The sequence below is a fragment of the Pelomonas parva genome (genome assembly GCF_043555835.1).
In the GTDB taxonomy this organism is placed as follows: domain Bacteria; phylum Pseudomonadota; class Gammaproteobacteria; order Burkholderiales; family Burkholderiaceae_C; genus Pelomonas; species Pelomonas parva.
On the sequence record NZ_JBIGHV010000002.1, the window covers coordinates 121536 to 136521 of the forward strand.

Consider the following 14986-nt stretch of genomic DNA (forward strand, 5'->3'; position numbering starts at 1 on the left):
AGAAACTTCTCTGCGTATTCCTCTGTATCTCCGTGCCTCTGTGGTTGCCTTTGAGTTTTCGCTCAGCGGTCGAGTGCAGGGCGTTTCGGGTTGAAGGTCCAGCCAGGGATCAGGTATTGCATCGCGATCGCGTCGTCGCGGGCACCCAGGCCGTGCTGCTTGTACAGAGCATGCGCCTTCTCGACTTCGGCCATGTCCAGCTCGACGCCAAGCCCTGGTTTGGCGGGGACTTTCACGTGGCCGCCGACGATCTGCAGCGGCTCCTTGGTCAGGCGCTGGCCGTCCTGCCAGATCCAGTGCGTGTCGATGGCCGTGACCTTGCCGGGTGCTGCGGCGCCAACGTGCGTGAACATCGCCAGCGAGATGTCGAAGTGGTTGTTGGAGTGCGAGCCCCAGGTCAGGCCCCAGTCGCGGCAGGTCTGGGCCACGCGCACCGAGCCGGCCATGGTCCAGAAGTGCGGGTCCGCCAGCGGGATGTCCACGCTCTGCAGCGACAGGGCGTGCTGCAGCTGGCGCCAGTCGGTCGCGACCATGTTGGTGGCCGTGGGCAGGCCGGTGGCGCGGCGGAACTCGGCCATGACCTCGCGGCCGGAGAAGCCGTCTTCGGCGCCGCAGGGGTCTTCGGCGTAGGCGATCACGCCGCGCAGGTCGCGCAGCAGGCGGATCGCGTCCTTCAACAACCAGCCGCCGTTCGGGTCCAGCGTCACGCGGGCGTCGGGGAAGCGGTCGTGCAGCGCGCGGATGGCGACGACCTCCTCGTCGCCGCGCAGCACACCGCCCTTGAGCTTGAAGTCGTTGAAGCCGTAGCGTTCGCGGGCGGCTTCGGCTAGCCTGACGACCGCCTCGGGCGTCATCGCGACTTCATGGCGCAGGCGGCTCCAGGCGTTGTCGGCGTCGGGCTCCGAGTGGTAGGGCAGGTCGGTCTTCGTGCGATCACCGACGAAGAACAGATAACCCAGCATCTCGACGGACTCGCGCTGCTGGCCTTCGCCCAGCAGCGCGGCGACCGGCACGCCCAGGTGCTGGCCCAGCAGGTCCAGGAAGGCCGACTCGATGGCCGTGGCCGCGTGGATGGTGGTGCGCAGGTCGAAGGTCTGCAGGCCGCGGCCGCCGGCGTCGCGGTCGGCGAAGCGCTGGCTGACCTGCTGCAGCACCTTCTGGTGGCCACCGATGGGCTGGCCGACGACCAGCGGGTGTGTGTCCTCCAGCGTCTGGCGGATCTTCTCGCCGCCGGGCACCTCGCCGACGCCGGTGTTGCCGGCGCTGTCGGTCAGCATCAGCAGGTTGCGGGTGAAGAACGGCGCATGCGCGCCGCTGAGGTTGAGCAGCATGCCGTCGCGCCCGGCGACGGGGATGACGCGCAGCTCGGTGATGACTGGCGTGGAATTCATATCAAGTTGTCCATTCCTCATTCTTGGCACTCGCAGCGCATGAAATCCGAGCCTGTAGGGCGGGTCGCGACCCGCCGGCACGGGTGGCCTGGCGCCATCAAACGGCGGGTCATGACCCGCTCTACGGGGCTGGCGTGGCGTTCATCAGATCAGTCCGCCGTGATCTTGCGGTCGGTGATGACCTTCTTCCACCGAGCGAATTCCGATGCCTGGAAGGCCGTGAACTGCTCGGGCGTGTTGGCGACGATCTCGAAGCCCTGCTCCAGCAACTTCGGCTTCACGTCCGCCGCGTTCAGCGTCTTGACGATGCCTGCATGCAGCTTGGCCTTGATGTCCGCCGGCAGGCCCTTGGGCGCCGCGACGGCCTGCCAGGAGTACACCTGCAAGCCCTTGATCCCCAGCTCGTCCATCGTCTGCACGTCCGGCAGCACGGGCGAACGGGCGGCGCTGGTGATGCCCAGTGCGCGCAGCTTGCCGGCCTTGATCTGCGGCAGCGCGGTGTTGATGTTCATGAAGCTGGCGTCGACCTGGTTGCCCAGCAGGTCGGTCATCACCGGGCCGCCGCCCTTGTACGGAATGTGCAGGCCGGAGGTGCCCGTCTGCTGCCAGAACAGCTCGGCGGTGATGTGGTCGCTGGAGCCATTGCCCGAGGTGCCGAAGCTCATCTTCTCGGGGTTGGCCTTCAGGAAGGCCAGCACCTCGGCCATGCTCTTGTGCGGCGACGCGGCCGGCACGACCAGCACGTTGGGCGCCTGGACGGCGACGGTGATGTAGTCCAGGTCCTTGGTCGGGTCGTAGGGCAGGTTCTTCAGCAGGTGCGGGCCGATGACCAGCGGGCCCAGCGACGTGACGAGAACGGTGTAGCCGTCCGGCGCCGCGCGCTTGACCATGGCCGTGCCGATGGTGCCGCCTGCGCCGCCCCGGTTGTCGACGACGAAGTTGCCGCCGAGGTTCTCCTGCAGCTTGGTGCTGAGCAGGCGGGCAATGGCGTCGGTGGAGCCGCCGGGCGGGAAGGGCACCAGCAGCGTCACCGGCTTGGCCGGCCAGGCCTGGGCCGCAGCAGGGCCGGCCATCGAAAGCGCCGTGAGGCTGAGCAGCACGGAGGTCAGCAGTCGCTTCATCGTTATGTCTCCACGGGGTTGTCGGGATCGGGCTTATTGCGGGCCGAGCTTGGCGATCAGCGCGCTGAGCTGTTCGACCTCGGCGGGCGCCAGGTCCGACAGCGGCGGGCGCACCGGGCCGGCGCTGTGGCCCACGAGCGTGGCACCGGCCTTCACGATGGACACGGCGTAGCCCTCGCCCTTGTTGCGCAGCGCCACGTAGGGGATGAAGAAGTCGCGCACCAGACGGTTGCAGGTCTCGGTGTCGTTGGCTGCGTGGGCGTTGTAGAAATCCATGGCCGTCTTCGGAATGAAGTTGAAGACGGCCGACGAGTAAACCGGGCAGCCCATGGCCTTGTAGGCACCGGCGAACAGCTCGGCCGTGGGCAGGCCGCCCAGGTAGGCGAAGCGCTCGCCCAGCGTCTGGCGGATGGAGACGAACTTCTCGATGTCGCCCAGGCCGTCCTTGAAGCCGATCAGGTTGGGGCAGCGGTCGGCCAGGATCTGCAGGGACTGCGGCGTCAGCTTGCAGGCGCCGCGGTTGTAGACAACGACGCCGAACTTGACGCTCTTGCAGACGGCCTCGACGTGATTGATCAGGCCTTGCTGGCTGGCTTCGGTCAGGTAGTGGGGCAGCAGCAGCACGCCCTGCGCGCCCAGGCGCTCGGCCTCCTGCGCGTACTGGATGGCCACGCGGGTGCCGCCTCCTGCGCCGGCCAGGATGGGCGTGCGGCCGCGGCAGGTGTCCAGCGCGACCTTGATGATGTCGCTGTACTCGCCCGGCTCCAGCGAGAAGAACTCACCCGTGCCACCGGCCGCGAACAGCGCCGAGGCGCCGTAGGGCTGCAGCCACTCCAGGCGCTCGGCGTAGGCCTTGGGCGCGAAGTTCAGCTGCGCGTCGAAGTCGGTCAGCGGGAAGGACAGCAGGCCGGCTTCGAGGACGGCTTTGAGTTCTTGGGGCGACATGGGCGAGGTCTCCGTCGGTTGGGGATGAACAAGTTGTAGGTCATCGTACAACTACATTCAAATCCATAAATCCTAGGGATAACCCGAAGTCAGCGCACGTCGGCCTGGGCGCGGCGTCGGCGTTCGCGGCTGTTGCTGAGGTGGGTGCGCATCGCTGCCCGAGCGGATTCGGCGTCCTGGCTGGTGATCGCGTCGAGGATGCTTTCATGCTCGGCGTTCACGCGGCGCATATAGGCCTGGCGCTCGGTGCTCATGCCGACGGTCGGCTCCAGCCGCGCCCGCGGAATGATCTGGCTGCCCAGCGTGGCCATCAGCTCGGCGAAGTGACCGTTCTGCGTGGCACGGGCGACCTCCAGGTGGAACTGGAAGTCGGCCGCGACCGAATCCTGCCCGGCCTCGACGGCGGCGATGACGGCATCCAGCGCCTTGCGCAGCGCGACCAGATTGTCCGGCGTGCGCCGCTGCGCGGCCAGCCCAGCGGCCTCGGTCTCCAGGCCGATGCGCAGCTCCAGCACGGCAATCACGTCCTGCAGCGTGCTGAACTGCTCCGGCGTGATCTTGAACGACGGCCCGTCGCCCGCGCCCAGCACAAAGGTGCCGATGCCGTGGCGCGTCTCGACCAGGCCCGCCGCCTGCAGCTTGGAGATGGCCTCGCGCACGACGGTGCGGCTGACCTCGAACTCCTCCATGATGGCCGCCTCGGTCGGCAGTTTGTCGCCCGTTTGCAGCTGGCCGGCGCGGATGCGGTCACCCAGCGAATCGACCAGTTCGAGGGCCAGCGTGCGGGGCCGGCGGCGGCCAGGGACTTGATTCAAGGGTTAACCCGGAGTTTTGAAATGAGCGCGGCGTCTAAAGTGACGTTGGTTGTACGACAACTAGACGACGTACAACGGATGCAACTTTAGCAACGCCGGGTTTTGCCATGACTGCTGTTTCCCCCCGTCCACCGTTGACCATCCGCATGACCGCCGAGGACAACGTCGCCATCGTCGCCAACGACGGTGGGCTGCCGCAAGGCGCGGTGCTGCCCGAAGGCGTCCCCGGCGCCGGTCTGGTGCTGCGCGACAAGGTGCCGCAAGGCCACAAGGTTGCTCTGCGTGACCTCGCCGAGGGTGAGGTGGTGCTGCGCTACGGCGTGCCCATCGGCTACGCGCTGAAACCCATCCCCGCCGGCAGCTGGGTGCACGAGCGCCTGCTGCAGATGCCGTCGGCGCGCGCGCTGGAGGGCCTGCCCATCGCCACCGTCAAGCCACCCGCCGCCGAGCCGCTGGCCGGCTACACCTTCGAGGGCTACCGCAACAAGGACGGCTCGGTCGGCACGCGCAACATCCTGGCCATCACGACCACGGTGCAGTGCGTGGCCGGCGTCGTCGCCCAGGCGGTGGCGCGCATCAAGGCCGAGTTGCTGCCGCAGTACCCGAACGTCGACGACGTCATCGGCCTGGAGCACAGCTACGGCTGCGGCGTGGCCATCGACGCGCCGGACGCCAACATCCCCATCCGCACGCTGAAGAACATCTCGCTGAACCCCAACTTCGGCGGTGAGGTCATGGTGGTGAGCCTGGGCTGCGAGAAGCTGCAGCCCGCCCGCTTGCTGCCACCGGGCAGCTTCCCCATCACCGACGAGCGCGACCCGGCCAGCGGCCCCGAGACCATCTGCCTGCAGGACGACGCGCACGTGGGCTTCATGTCCATGCTGGACGACATCCTTAACAGCGCCCGCCCGCACCTGGAACGCCTCAACGCCCGCAAGCGCGAGACCGTGCCGGCCAGCGAACTGGTCGTCGGCGTGCAATGCGGCGGCAGCGACGCTTTCTCCGGCGTGACGGCCAATCCGGCGGTGGGTTTCTGCGCCGACCTGCTGGTGCGTGCCGGCGCCACCATCATGTTCAGCGAGAACACCGAGGTGCGCGACGCCGTCGAGCAGCTCACCAGCCGCGCGGCCACGCCCGAGGTCGCCGACGCCATCATTCGCGAACTCGGCTGGTACGACCGCTACCTGGACCGCGGCCGCGTCGACCGCTCGGCCAACACCACGCCCGGCAACAAGGCCGGCGGCCTGAGCAACATCGCCGAGAAGGCGATGGGCTCCATCATCAAGAGCGGCAGATCGGCCATCTCGCACGTGCTGTCACCGGGCGAGAAGCTGCGGCAAGACCAGCGCGGCCTCGTCTACGCCGCCACACCGGCCAGCGACTTCATCTGCGGCACGCTGCAGCTGGCCGCCGGCATGAACCTGCACATCTTCACCACCGGCCGCGGCACGCCCTACGGCCTGGCCGAATGCCCGGTCGTCAAGGTCGCCACGCGCACGGACCTGGCCCGCCGCTGGCACGACCTGATGGACATCAACGCCGGCCGCATCGCCGACGGCGAGGCCACCATCGAGGAAACCGGCTGGGCCATGTTCCGCCTGCTGCTGGACGTGGCCAGCGGCCGGAAGAAGACGTGGGCCGAGCACTGGAAGCTGCACAACAGCCTGGTGCTGTTCAATCCGGCGCCGGTGACCTGAGCCGCTGCTCCAGCTCCGCGCGGCGCCGGCGTAGCCGCGCATAGTCACTTTGCGCGCGCACCAGCATCACGACGGCCAGCGCCGCCATCGCGGCGAACACCAGCGCTGCAGGCCACGCTGCGGGGACATCGGCCAGCAGGCCCGCAGCCAGCGCGCCGGCCAGCGCGACGCCGCTGAACAGCGCGCCCATGGCGGAGGCCAGCACCCGCTGCCGGCCCAGCAGCACGCGGCGTGTGGTCAGCACCCAGGCGGCGTAGGCCACCCAGCACAGACCCATGCCGGTCATGACCGCGAAGGCGGCTGCGGTGCGGGCAGGCAGGGCCGGCTCTGTGGCCCACAGGCTGCCCGTGAGCGTGGCCATCGTGGCGGCTGCCAGCAACAGCAGCACATGCCCAAAACGCGAGCGGGCGGACAGCTCGCTGTCCAGCAGCGCAGAAACAGCGGTCGTGTTCATCATCGTTCTCCTTGAATGTCCAGCTGAAGCCTGAGCAGCCGGCGCGCCCGGTGCAGCCGGGACTTCACCGTGCCCACGGGCACGGCCAGCACCTGCGACACCTCATCCAGCGACAGCTGCTGCAGGTAGAACAGCGTCAGCACTTCGCACGCCGGCGCCGGCAGCCGGGCGAGGCCGTCGCTTAGCGCGGCCAGGTCGGCCTCCAGCTGCAGGGCGCTCTCGTCGATGGGGATGGCCTCCAGGTCCGCGGCGTCATCGGACACCAGCGGCATCCGGTACTGCTCTCGCAGCCGGTCCATCAGCACGCGGTGCGCGATGCCGAACAGCCAGGGCCTGAGCTTGGCGCCCTCGCGCAGCCGGGCGATGCCGCGCAGCACGCGCAGCCAGACGTCCTGTGTCGCGTCGTCCGAGGCAGCGTCGTGGCCGGTAAGCTGGCGGGCGTAGCGCCACAGCGGCAGCTGCCAGCGGGCCACCAGCTCGTCGAAGGCGTCTCGCTCGCCCAACTGGCAGCGCACCACCAGCCATTCATCGGCCAGCGTCTCGGAGGTGGGCGGGTTGGCTTTGCTCATGGTCGTGCCGAGGGCAGGCCCTCGAAGCGCAGTGGCGGCAGTGTGACCCGGGCTGGCAGGCTGCCCTCGCCGCGCAGGAAGCGCGCCAGCAGCTGCCGCAATGGCAGCGGGCCGAACAGGTCGAACTGGTGGGCCGCGTTCTCCACGACCACCAAGCGTGCGTCCGGCAGCGACGCGGCGATCTCGCGGGCGTTCTCCAGTGGCGTGCGCGCGTCCAGATCTCCCACGAGCAGCAGCGTGGGCACGGCGATGGTGAAGGGCTGTCGGAAGGCGTCAGGTAGCGGCTGCGCCCGCCATGCGGCGTGCAGGTGGCGCGCCGGGAAGTTCATCGCATCGCCCAGCACCGCGCCGGGTGCCTCGCGTTCGATGCGTGCCAGGCGCTCGGCGCTGCCGTGAGAAGCGAGGTCCATCATGGCTTTCATGGCCGAGCCCACGCCCGCCTGGCGGCGCAGCTGCAAGGCCAGCGGCGCGATGCGGCGGAAGTCGCCGGCGCTCATCTCCCGCGCCGCCGCCGGCAGCGTAGCCAGCGCGCGCGGATCGCCTATGACCTGCGCGATCGCCCACTGCAGGTCCAGCGCGCCCAGCACCAGGCCCACGCTGGGCCCGCCGGCCGGGTCGGGTACGTCCAGGCGCACCGGCGCACGTGCGAGGCGGGCCGTGGCCTCGCGCAGCTGGGCCACCATCTCGGGCGCATTGGCGTGCTCGGCGATGCGCTGCAGCACCTGGTCGGTCTGTGACGGCAGCTTCCAGGTGTGGTCCGGCCCCTCGGGGCTGACGAGCACCAGGCGCTCGACGCCGCCCGGGTGCCGGCGCGCGGTGGCCAGCGCCAGGTGGCTGCCATAGCTGCGGCCCCACAGCGTCCAGCGCGCCTCGCCCAGGGCTTGTCGCACGGCGTCGATGTCGTCAGCGCTTTCCTCGGTGTTGTAGGCCGGCAGATTGATGCCGCGCGCCCGCATCTCGTCGGCCACCGCGCGGCTGGCCTGCTCGATCTTCGGCAGCCAGGTCTGCGGTGATGCCGGCTGGTCCAGCGGCAACGCGTAGCGCATGGCCGTGCGAAGGTTGGGGACCGAGGCGCCCGTGCCGCGCTGGTCGATGCCGATCAGATCGCCGTCGAACACCTCCGCCAGCGCCGCGCCGCCCTGTGTTGCCAGGTCGAGTGCGACCCGCACGCCCGAGTCGCCGGGCCCGCCGGCCAGCAGCACATGCGGGCGGCCTGCGGGTGCGCCTGCGCGCCGGATGCGCACGACGGCCAGATCGATCGCGGGGCCATCCGGCCTGGCCCGCGACTCCGGCACCCGCACGCGAGCCCGGGTGAGCTGCAGCGCGCTGCCGTCGCGTGCCTTCAGGGTCTCCTCGCGCAGGTCGGCCAGCTGGGCCGGGGTGGCCGCTGCGGCGGCCGAACCCAGCAGCAGCGCGGCCAGGGCAAATCGTGGTTGCATGCTTTCATCCTCGATGACGCCGGGTAGTCGGCGAATCGCGGAAAAGGTTCATGGCCCTATGCTCGGGCGCCGCCGACTCAGCATCAGGAGCGCCGCAGTGACATCCAACCGATCCGTCGTCGCATTCGAGGGCGTGACCCGCGTGGTCGCCGAACCCCTTCGCTTCAAGGCCAAGCTCGCCATCGGCGAGAACGCCTACGCCTCGCTGCGCATGATCAACCGCACCCGCGAGATCTGGGACGTTCTCGGCGCCGCAGGCGCGGGCGCGGCGCTGGCCAAGGCGGGCGCGCTGGGCCTGGGCGCGGCCGCCACGCCGGTGGGCTGGATCGCCATCGCGGCGCTGGCCTCCGGCGGCGCCTGTTACGGCCTGTACCGCTGGATGGGCAACACCAAGGGCGAGCGCGTCATCGAGATCCCCCGGTTCCTCAACACGCCGATGGACACGTTGGGTCTGGCCTTGTTCGACCTCATCGCGCCGCTGGCGCTGCGGCTGGCCGCAGTGGATGGTGCCATCGAGCCCGCCGAGCGGCAGGCGTTGGTGCAGCACCTGGTGGACGACTGGGGCCTGGACGACGGCTTCGTGACTCAGGCCATCGCGCAGATCGAGCCGGGCGTCATGCAGGGCGCCGTGGAGGAAATGGCCGCCGAGCTGTCGGCCTTCCTGCATGCCAACCCCGACTGCAACCACCAAGCCATCGCCACCGACCTGGGCCAGTTCCTGCGCCGGCTGCTGGAGGCCGGCGGGCCGCTGACCGAGGCCGAGGAGGCGGCGCTGGCCACCAGCCTGGCGCTGTTGCTGGAAGAGCCGGATGGCCCGCTCACCAAGGCCTGGATGACGGCCAGGTCGGGCGCCGGCAAGGCGGCCGAGCAGGTGGGCAGCACGGCCAAGGAAGCGGCCGACTGGACGCGCGAGCGCTTGCCGTCGCCGGAGGAGTTGCAGGCCGCCGCCGGCACGGTGGCGAGCAAGGCCTGGCACGGTGCCAAGTCGGGTGCCGAGCAGTTGGGCAGTTCGGCCAAGGACGCCGCCGAGTGGACGCGCGAGCGTCTGCCGTCCCCCGAACAGCTGCAGGCCGCGACGAGCACCGCTGCGACTCATGTGCAGCAGACCGTGCAGAAGGCGGCCGCCTGGGCGCAGGACAAGCTGCCGGCGGCCGAGCAGGTCGAGGACGCCGCGAAGCGCACGCTGGACCTGGCCAAGGCCGGCATCGAGCAGATCAGAAAGCGGACCGGCCGCTAATACGATGCGGCCATCCATGCACCTCCTCGAACACGCCGCGCTGGGCGCTTACCTGAAGCTTCGGCGCGACGCCATCCTGCGCGCGTGGCGGGCGCTGGTCACGGTAGACCCGGCCTTGACCAGTGGCGCCTCGCTGCCGCGCGACCAGCTGCACGACCACATCCCGGCGCTGCTGGCCAACTTCGAGCAAGTGCTGAGCGGCGAGGCGCTGCCCGCCACCGGCGAAGCCTCACCCAACGAGGGCGACGCCACGGCCCATGGCCTGCACCGCTGGCAGCAAGGGTTCGACCTGTCCGAGGTGACGCGCGAGCTGGGCCGTCTCAATGAATGCGTCGTGCTGGAGCTGGAGGCCTATGCCGCCGCCCACCCCGAGCTGGCCGCGCCGGTGATGGCCGAGGCGCGCCGCATCTGGGCGCGGCACTGCGGCGACGCCGTCAGCGCCAGCGTGTCGCAGTACTTCCAGCTGCAGCAGATCGAGGCCGGCACACACATCCGCGACCTGGAGCAGGCCTTGCAGTCCTTGCGCGAGCTGGAGCAGGAACGCGCCGGCCTCTGGCAGCAGGCCGCCCACGACCTGCGTGGCAGCCTGGGCGTGGTGGCCACGGCCACGGCCGGCCTGGCGTCGCCGCAGGCGTCCGACGGGATGCGCACCAGCTTCCTGCGCCTGCTGGACCGCAACGTCAGCTCGCTGAGCCACCTGCTGAACGACGTGACCAGCCTGGCCCGGCTGCAGGGCGGCCTGGAGCAGCGGCAGCTGGCGCCCATCGACGCGGCGAAACTGCTGGTCACGCTATGCGAGGACTTGCAGCCGCAGGCGCAGCAGCGCGGGCTCTACCTGCGCTTTGAAGGCGTGTTCGCGCTGCCGGTCGAGGGCGATGCCATCAAGACCCGGCGCATCGCGCAGAACCTCATCCTCAACGCCGTCAAGTACACGCGCAGCGGCGGCGTCACGGTCAGCTGCGGCCACTGCCGGTCGGGGGACCGCGAGCGCTGGTTCATGCAGATCCGCGACACCGGTCCGGGCTTCCACGCCGGCCCGGGGTCGCAACTGGCGGGCGCCATCGAGGAGGCGACCGACCAGTCGCGCCAGATCGCGGCCGACCACGCCAAGGGCGCCGTCACGCATGTCAACGTCGACCTGGCCGAGAGCATCGCCGCGCCGGAAGACCCGCGCCCGGCCCGCCAGCAGCCCGGCGAGGGCCTGGGGCTGTCCATCGTCAAACGGCTGTGCGACCTGCTGGACGCGACGACCGAGCTGCAGTCGGAGATCGGCGTCGGCACGACCTTCCGCATCCTGCTGCCGCGCAGCTACGGCGAGGCGTAGCCCGAGAGGCCGTCCACGCGCTGCCTACACTGCGCCACCTCGGGCAGATCAAGAATGCGATGGCAGGGTGGCGATGGTTAGGGCTGGCAGCGCTGCTGCTGGTGCAGGCGGCGCTGGCCGATGCGATGGACGACCCCGTGGTGCTCGGCCGCCTGCGCCCAGCAGGCGGCTACGTGAAGGCGCCGAGCGGCCACAGTGTCACGGTGCTGGAGGGCGGCTCGGTGTTGCTGGCGGGGCAGGCCGTGCTGGTTGAGCCGGGCCCGCCCGACACGCTGCCCGAACGGCTTGCACGGCTGCGCGACCGCGCGTCGCCGGACGGCACGGCCACCCGCCCCTCGGCCGTCCAGCTCTGGGACGCCGCGCAGCACCGCTGGGATGCCGTCGAGGCGCCGCCCGACTGCAAGGCTAGCCTGCGCAGCCTGCACAGCGCGACGCAGCTGCCCGGCCAGCGCGTCCTCGTCGGCGGTGGGCTGTGCGACCTGCCCGCGCAGCCTGCAGCCACGCATGCGGAGCTGGCGCTGTTCGACGCCGCGACGCGCAGCTGGTCGCCCGCCGGCCGGCTGACCGACGCCCGCCTGCTGCACAGCGCGACGGCGCTGAGCGACGGCGCGGTGATCTTTGTCGGCGGCCTGGTCGACCCGGCGGTGATGCGAATGGGCGGCTGGCCGGTGCAGCGCTCGGTGGAACGCTGGCGCGACGGCAACACGCAAGCCCTGCCGCCTCTGCAGCAGGCGCGCGCCGCGCACACCGCGACGCTGCTGGGCGACGGCAGTGTGCTGGTGGTGGGCGGTTTCGACGCCGCCGCGCGCCCGCTGGCCTTGGTGGAGCGCTGGCTGCCCCAGGCGCAGCGCTGGGAGGCCGCCGCGCCGCTGGCCACAGGGCGGCATGGCCACAGCGCCACGCGGCTGCCGGACGGGCGTGTGCTCGTCGCGGGTGGCGTGGATGCCGAAGGGCAGCCGCTGCGCAGCACCGAGCTGTTCGACCCCGCCAGTGGCCGCTGGAGCGCCGGCCCGCTGCTGCCCAGCGGCCTGCGCCAGCACGCCGCCACGCTGCTGAAGGACGGCGCCGTGCTGCTGGCCGGCGGCGTGTGGACGACCGCGACGCGGCCCGTGCCCTGGGCCTGGCTGTGGCGGCCGGACCTGCCGGGCTGGCGGGTGGCGGGCCACGTGGCGGGTGACCGGCGCCACGCCGCCGCCGCGCCCGTTCACCTGCACCCGCTGGCCGATGGCGGCGCGCTGGCCTTCCTCGACAGCGAGGTGCTGCGGCTGGAGCGCCTGCCCGACGGCCCACCCGCCTTGAAGCCGGGCGAGGCCGAGGCGCCGGTGTGGCAACAGCCCCCCGTGCTGGCTGCGCTGCAGGGCGGGCAGGTGCTGGCCGTCGGCCGCACGCCCGGCATGCGTGGCAAGGGCCAGATCGCCCGCATCTGGGAGCGCACGACCGGCCGCTGGCTGGCGGCGCCCGACCTGCCGGCGACCGACCTGCTCGGCGCCGGCGCGCAGCAACTGCCATCCGGCCGCGTGCTGCTGGTGGCCGCCACGGCGGACCACCAACTCGTCTGCTGGACCTGGCGCCGGGGCGAGCGCGACTGGTCGGCCTGCGGCGGCGTGCCCTTGCTGCAATCGGCGCTGTCGCCGATGCCGCTGGCGCTGCTGCCGGACGGGCGGCTGCTGGCCCTGCCCAGCACCGTACAGGCCGTGGTCTTCGACGAGGCCACGCATCGCTGGGCCGACTGGCGCGTGCGGCGCGGCCAGGCGCGCATGCTGGCCGGCGCACCGGTCGTGCCCGAGGGGCCGTTCGCCGAGATCCTCGACCCTGACGGCGGCCCGGCCCAGCGCATCGACGCGCTGATGACCCGCGCCGAGGCGATGCGGCTGCGCGGCACGGGCGGCCTGGTGGGGCTGTGGGACGCGCGCCAGCAGCGCTGGGGCGTGGTGATGGAGCGTTCGGCCCTGGGCGACCCCATGGGTTGGCTGCCCGATGGCTGTGCGCTGTCGGCCACGCCGCTGGCCGTGTTCGACCCGCGCACCGCGTCCGTCAACTTCCCCGTCGATGCCGGCATCGGCAATGCCACCGCCGACCCGTGGCTGCTGTTCGATGACGGCCTGGTGGTGTCGGTCGACACGCGCAGCGTGGCCGCCGACCCGGGCGCGACCTGGCGTGTGGCCCAGGCCAGTTGCGCCGGCCTGCAGGTGCTGGACGCCGTGCAGCCCTACTTCAGCAGCTCGGCGCCCCGGCCGCCGCAGCGCAGCGCCGGCACCGTGCTGCCCGCGGCGGCGGCCCAGCCGGCCGCTTCGGCAGCAGGCCCGGACCGCTTCAACGGCAAGGCCAAGCAACTGGTGGGCGCGGCGGCGCTGGCACTTGTGCTGGTGGGGGCGGGCTGGTTCCGCGCGGGCCGGCGCGGCGCGCTGCAGGCGGCGCTGGTGCTGATGGTGGTGGGTGGGCTGTGGTGGTGGTCGTCGGGGCGCGCGGCCGACGCGCGCTGGCGCAAGCAGTGCGACGAGGAAATCGCCGCCTGCCTGGACACGCAGACCGGCCTGCTGCACCCGGCGCCGGGCGGCAGCACCAGCCGCATCCCTTGCGACTTCGTCGGCGTGTGGAACTGGACGAATGGCCTGGACAGCCGGCGCATGGAGATGCGGCCCGACGGCCGCTTCGTGATGGCCGCCAGCGCCAAGGACCGCAACACCTACCGTGGCCACTGGGCGGTGCAGCGTTTCGGTCAGGACGACAAGCTGGTGTGGCGGACGGCGCAGGCGATCACCGACTGGGACGTCAATGCCATCAAGTTGCGCGAGCCGGCGCATTTCGAGCTGGTCGAGCGCAACGGCGACATCACCCGCTTCGACCGCCTCGACACCCCAGCCACGGAGGGCTGCACGCCATGAAGCGCTTCTGCATGATCGGCCTGCTGGCGCTGGCGGCCAGCGCTGTCGCGCAGCCGACGGCCACCTTGTCCGAGGGCGACCGGCGAGCGCTGGACCGTGCGGCAGCGTTGGGTGTCGGCCTGCTGGAAGAGGGCCGGCGCCCGCCCGCACCCGCCGCGCCGCGCTCGAACCACGACCAGTTCGCGCGCGAGCAGAACCAGCGCACCGGCGAGCGGCTGCAGCAGACCTACGACGCCGCCGTGGCCCGCTGTGGCGGCCCGCTGCCGGTGCTGCCCAGCGTTGGCATGACGCTGCAGCGCGTCTTCGACTGCACGCAGGCCGGCCACTTCAGCGGCGTCGACCAGATCGTCGAGCTGCGCCTGGACGGGCGGCGCCTGCAGCTCTACATCTCGCAGCGCAGCGACGTGGGCCGGCTTTACTTCGTGGACGGCGTGCTGATGCGCATGGACCCCTGATCCTCGGGAACGGTCAGGGCGCGCTGGCGGCCTTCAGCGCGGCCTGTTCGCGGTGCATGCGCTGCTGGCAGTCGTTGCGGTACATGGGCCCAGGCGCACACGGTGCGACGCGGCGGCCTGCGGCATGCCGATGGCGTCGTGGTAAGCGTCGTCCAGCGCCTCGTGGGCTGCCAGTTCCTTGAAGCAGTCGCTGCCGTTGGTCGTCAGCGGCAGGTCCGGGAACATCAGGCCGCCGGGTGCCAGGTCTTGCTCGTAGACAGCGCGGCAGCCGAGCTGGAACCAGGTCGTGCCCTGGCATTCCTAGGCATGGGCGGGCTTGTTGGCCTTGGCCCAGGCCCGGCCGGCGGCCGCCTGCTCGCCACGCAACTGGTCGAACGCCTTGTCGCAGCCCCGCCGGCCGTCGCCCATCGGGATGGGGCAGTCGCGGATGTGCGTGCTCTTCAGCCGAAGGACGTGGTCCCGCCCCTCGCGGAAGGCCTCGTCCTCGGGCGGCGGCCGGTGGTGTTCTTCCTCCACGGCGCGTCCCTGGGCCTCACGCTGCTGCCGGTCGGCGTCGATCGCGCGGTGCATGAGGAACCAGCCGACCACCTGGGACAGCAGCCAGATGACGACCAGCGCGATCAGGATGCGGCGCAGCGACGCCAGCATGCCGCC

General features: G+C 71.2%; 14 protein-coding genes. 5 read left to right on the plus strand and 9 right to left on the minus strand.

What is annotated here, in order from left to right; genetic code table 11:
• Positions 1–62: 62 nt before the first annotated feature.
• From gudD to ACG00Y_RS04425, 4 genes are all read right to left on the minus strand, one after another.
• Positions 63–1391: a glucarate dehydratase gene (gene gudD / locus ACG00Y_RS04410; protein ID WP_394476355.1), complete on the minus strand. Its 1329-nt coding sequence runs from the start codon at positions 1389–1391 to the stop codon at positions 63–65.
• 149 nt (positions 1392–1540) lie between these two features.
• Complete coding sequence (locus ACG00Y_RS04415; protein ID WP_394476357.1) at positions 1541–2512, minus strand: Bug family tripartite tricarboxylate transporter substrate binding protein; 972 nt, start codon at positions 2510–2512, stop codon at positions 1541–1543.
• 33 nt (positions 2513–2545) lie between these two features.
• Positions 2546–3457 carry a 5-dehydro-4-deoxyglucarate dehydratase gene (gene kdgD / locus ACG00Y_RS04420; protein ID WP_394476359.1) on the minus strand — a complete coding sequence of 304 codons (912 nt, stop codon included), beginning with the start codon at positions 3455–3457 and terminating at the stop codon, positions 2546–2548.
• A gap of 89 nt (positions 3458–3546) precedes the next feature.
• Positions 3547–4272 carry a FadR/GntR family transcriptional regulator gene (locus ACG00Y_RS04425; RefSeq protein WP_394476361.1) on the minus strand — a complete coding sequence of 242 codons (726 nt, stop codon included), beginning with the start codon at positions 4270–4272 and terminating at the stop codon, positions 3547–3549.
• 107 nt (positions 4273–4379) lie between these two features.
• On the opposite strand from ACG00Y_RS04425, the gene garD reads away from it, so the two are divergent.
• Positions 4380–5969 carry a galactarate dehydratase gene (gene garD, locus ACG00Y_RS04430; RefSeq protein WP_394476363.1) on the plus strand — a complete coding sequence of 530 codons (1590 nt, stop codon included), beginning with the start codon at positions 4380–4382 and terminating at the stop codon, positions 5967–5969.
• On the opposite strand, the gene ACG00Y_RS04435 is transcribed toward garD, so the two are convergent.
• From ACG00Y_RS04435 to ACG00Y_RS04445, 3 genes are read right to left on the minus strand one after another with little or no spacing between them, the layout of a single operon-like run.
• Complete coding sequence (locus ACG00Y_RS04435; RefSeq protein WP_394476366.1) at positions 5947–6423, minus strand: hypothetical protein; 477 nt, start codon at positions 6421–6423, stop codon at positions 5947–5949. The genes garD and ACG00Y_RS04435 overlap by 23 nt on opposite strands.
• On the minus strand, positions 6423–6992 hold the full coding sequence (locus ACG00Y_RS04440) for an RNA polymerase sigma factor (protein WP_394476368.1): 570 nt from the start codon (positions 6990–6992) through the stop codon (positions 6423–6425). The genes ACG00Y_RS04435 and ACG00Y_RS04440 overlap by 1 nt, the downstream gene beginning before the upstream one ends.
• The gene (locus ACG00Y_RS04445; RefSeq protein ID WP_394476370.1) at positions 6989–8431 is read right to left on the minus strand and encodes an alpha/beta fold hydrolase; all 1443 of its coding nucleotides are present in this window, start codon (positions 8429–8431) and stop codon (positions 6989–6991) included. Before ACG00Y_RS04445 ends, ACG00Y_RS04440 begins: the two co-directional genes overlap by 4 nt.
• A 97-nt stretch (positions 8432–8528) precedes the next feature.
• On the opposite strand from ACG00Y_RS04445, the gene ACG00Y_RS04450 reads away from it, so the two are divergent.
• The 4 genes from ACG00Y_RS04450 to ACG00Y_RS04465 are packed head-to-tail and all read left to right on the plus strand — an operon-like array spanning position 8529 to position 14332.
• The gene (locus ACG00Y_RS04450; RefSeq protein WP_394476371.1) at positions 8529–9668 is read left to right on the plus strand and encodes a tellurite resistance TerB family protein; all 1140 of its coding nucleotides are present in this window, start codon (positions 8529–8531) and stop codon (positions 9666–9668) included.
• A 16-nt stretch (positions 9669–9684) separates the two neighbouring features.
• Positions 9685–10992, plus strand: a complete 1308-nt coding sequence (locus ACG00Y_RS04455; RefSeq protein ID WP_394476373.1) for a sensor histidine kinase — start codon at positions 9685–9687, stop codon at positions 10990–10992.
• A 59-nt stretch (positions 10993–11051) separates the two neighbouring features.
• On the plus strand, positions 11052–13877 hold the full coding sequence (locus tag ACG00Y_RS04460; protein ID WP_394476375.1) for a Kelch repeat-containing protein: 2826 nt from the start codon (positions 11052–11054) through the stop codon (positions 13875–13877).
• Positions 13874–14332 (plus strand): hypothetical protein, encoded by a 459-nt coding sequence (locus ACG00Y_RS04465; protein ID WP_394476377.1) that lies wholly within the window; start codon positions 13874–13876, stop codon positions 14330–14332. Before ACG00Y_RS04460 ends, ACG00Y_RS04465 begins: the two co-directional genes overlap by 4 nt.
• 33 nt (positions 14333–14365) lie before the next feature.
• Here ACG00Y_RS04465 and ACG00Y_RS04470 read toward each other — a convergent pair whose 3' ends face one another.
• Together ACG00Y_RS04470 and ACG00Y_RS04475 are read right to left on the minus strand one after the other, a co-directional pair.
• Positions 14366–14557, minus strand: a complete 192-nt coding sequence (locus ACG00Y_RS04470; protein ID WP_394476378.1) for a hypothetical protein — start codon at positions 14555–14557, stop codon at positions 14366–14368.
• 75 nt (positions 14558–14632) lie between these two features.
• A complete protein-coding gene (locus ACG00Y_RS04475) occupies positions 14633–14980 on the minus strand; it encodes a hypothetical protein (RefSeq protein WP_394476379.1) in 348 nt (115 codons plus the stop codon).
• Positions 14981–14986: the final 6 nt, after the last annotated feature.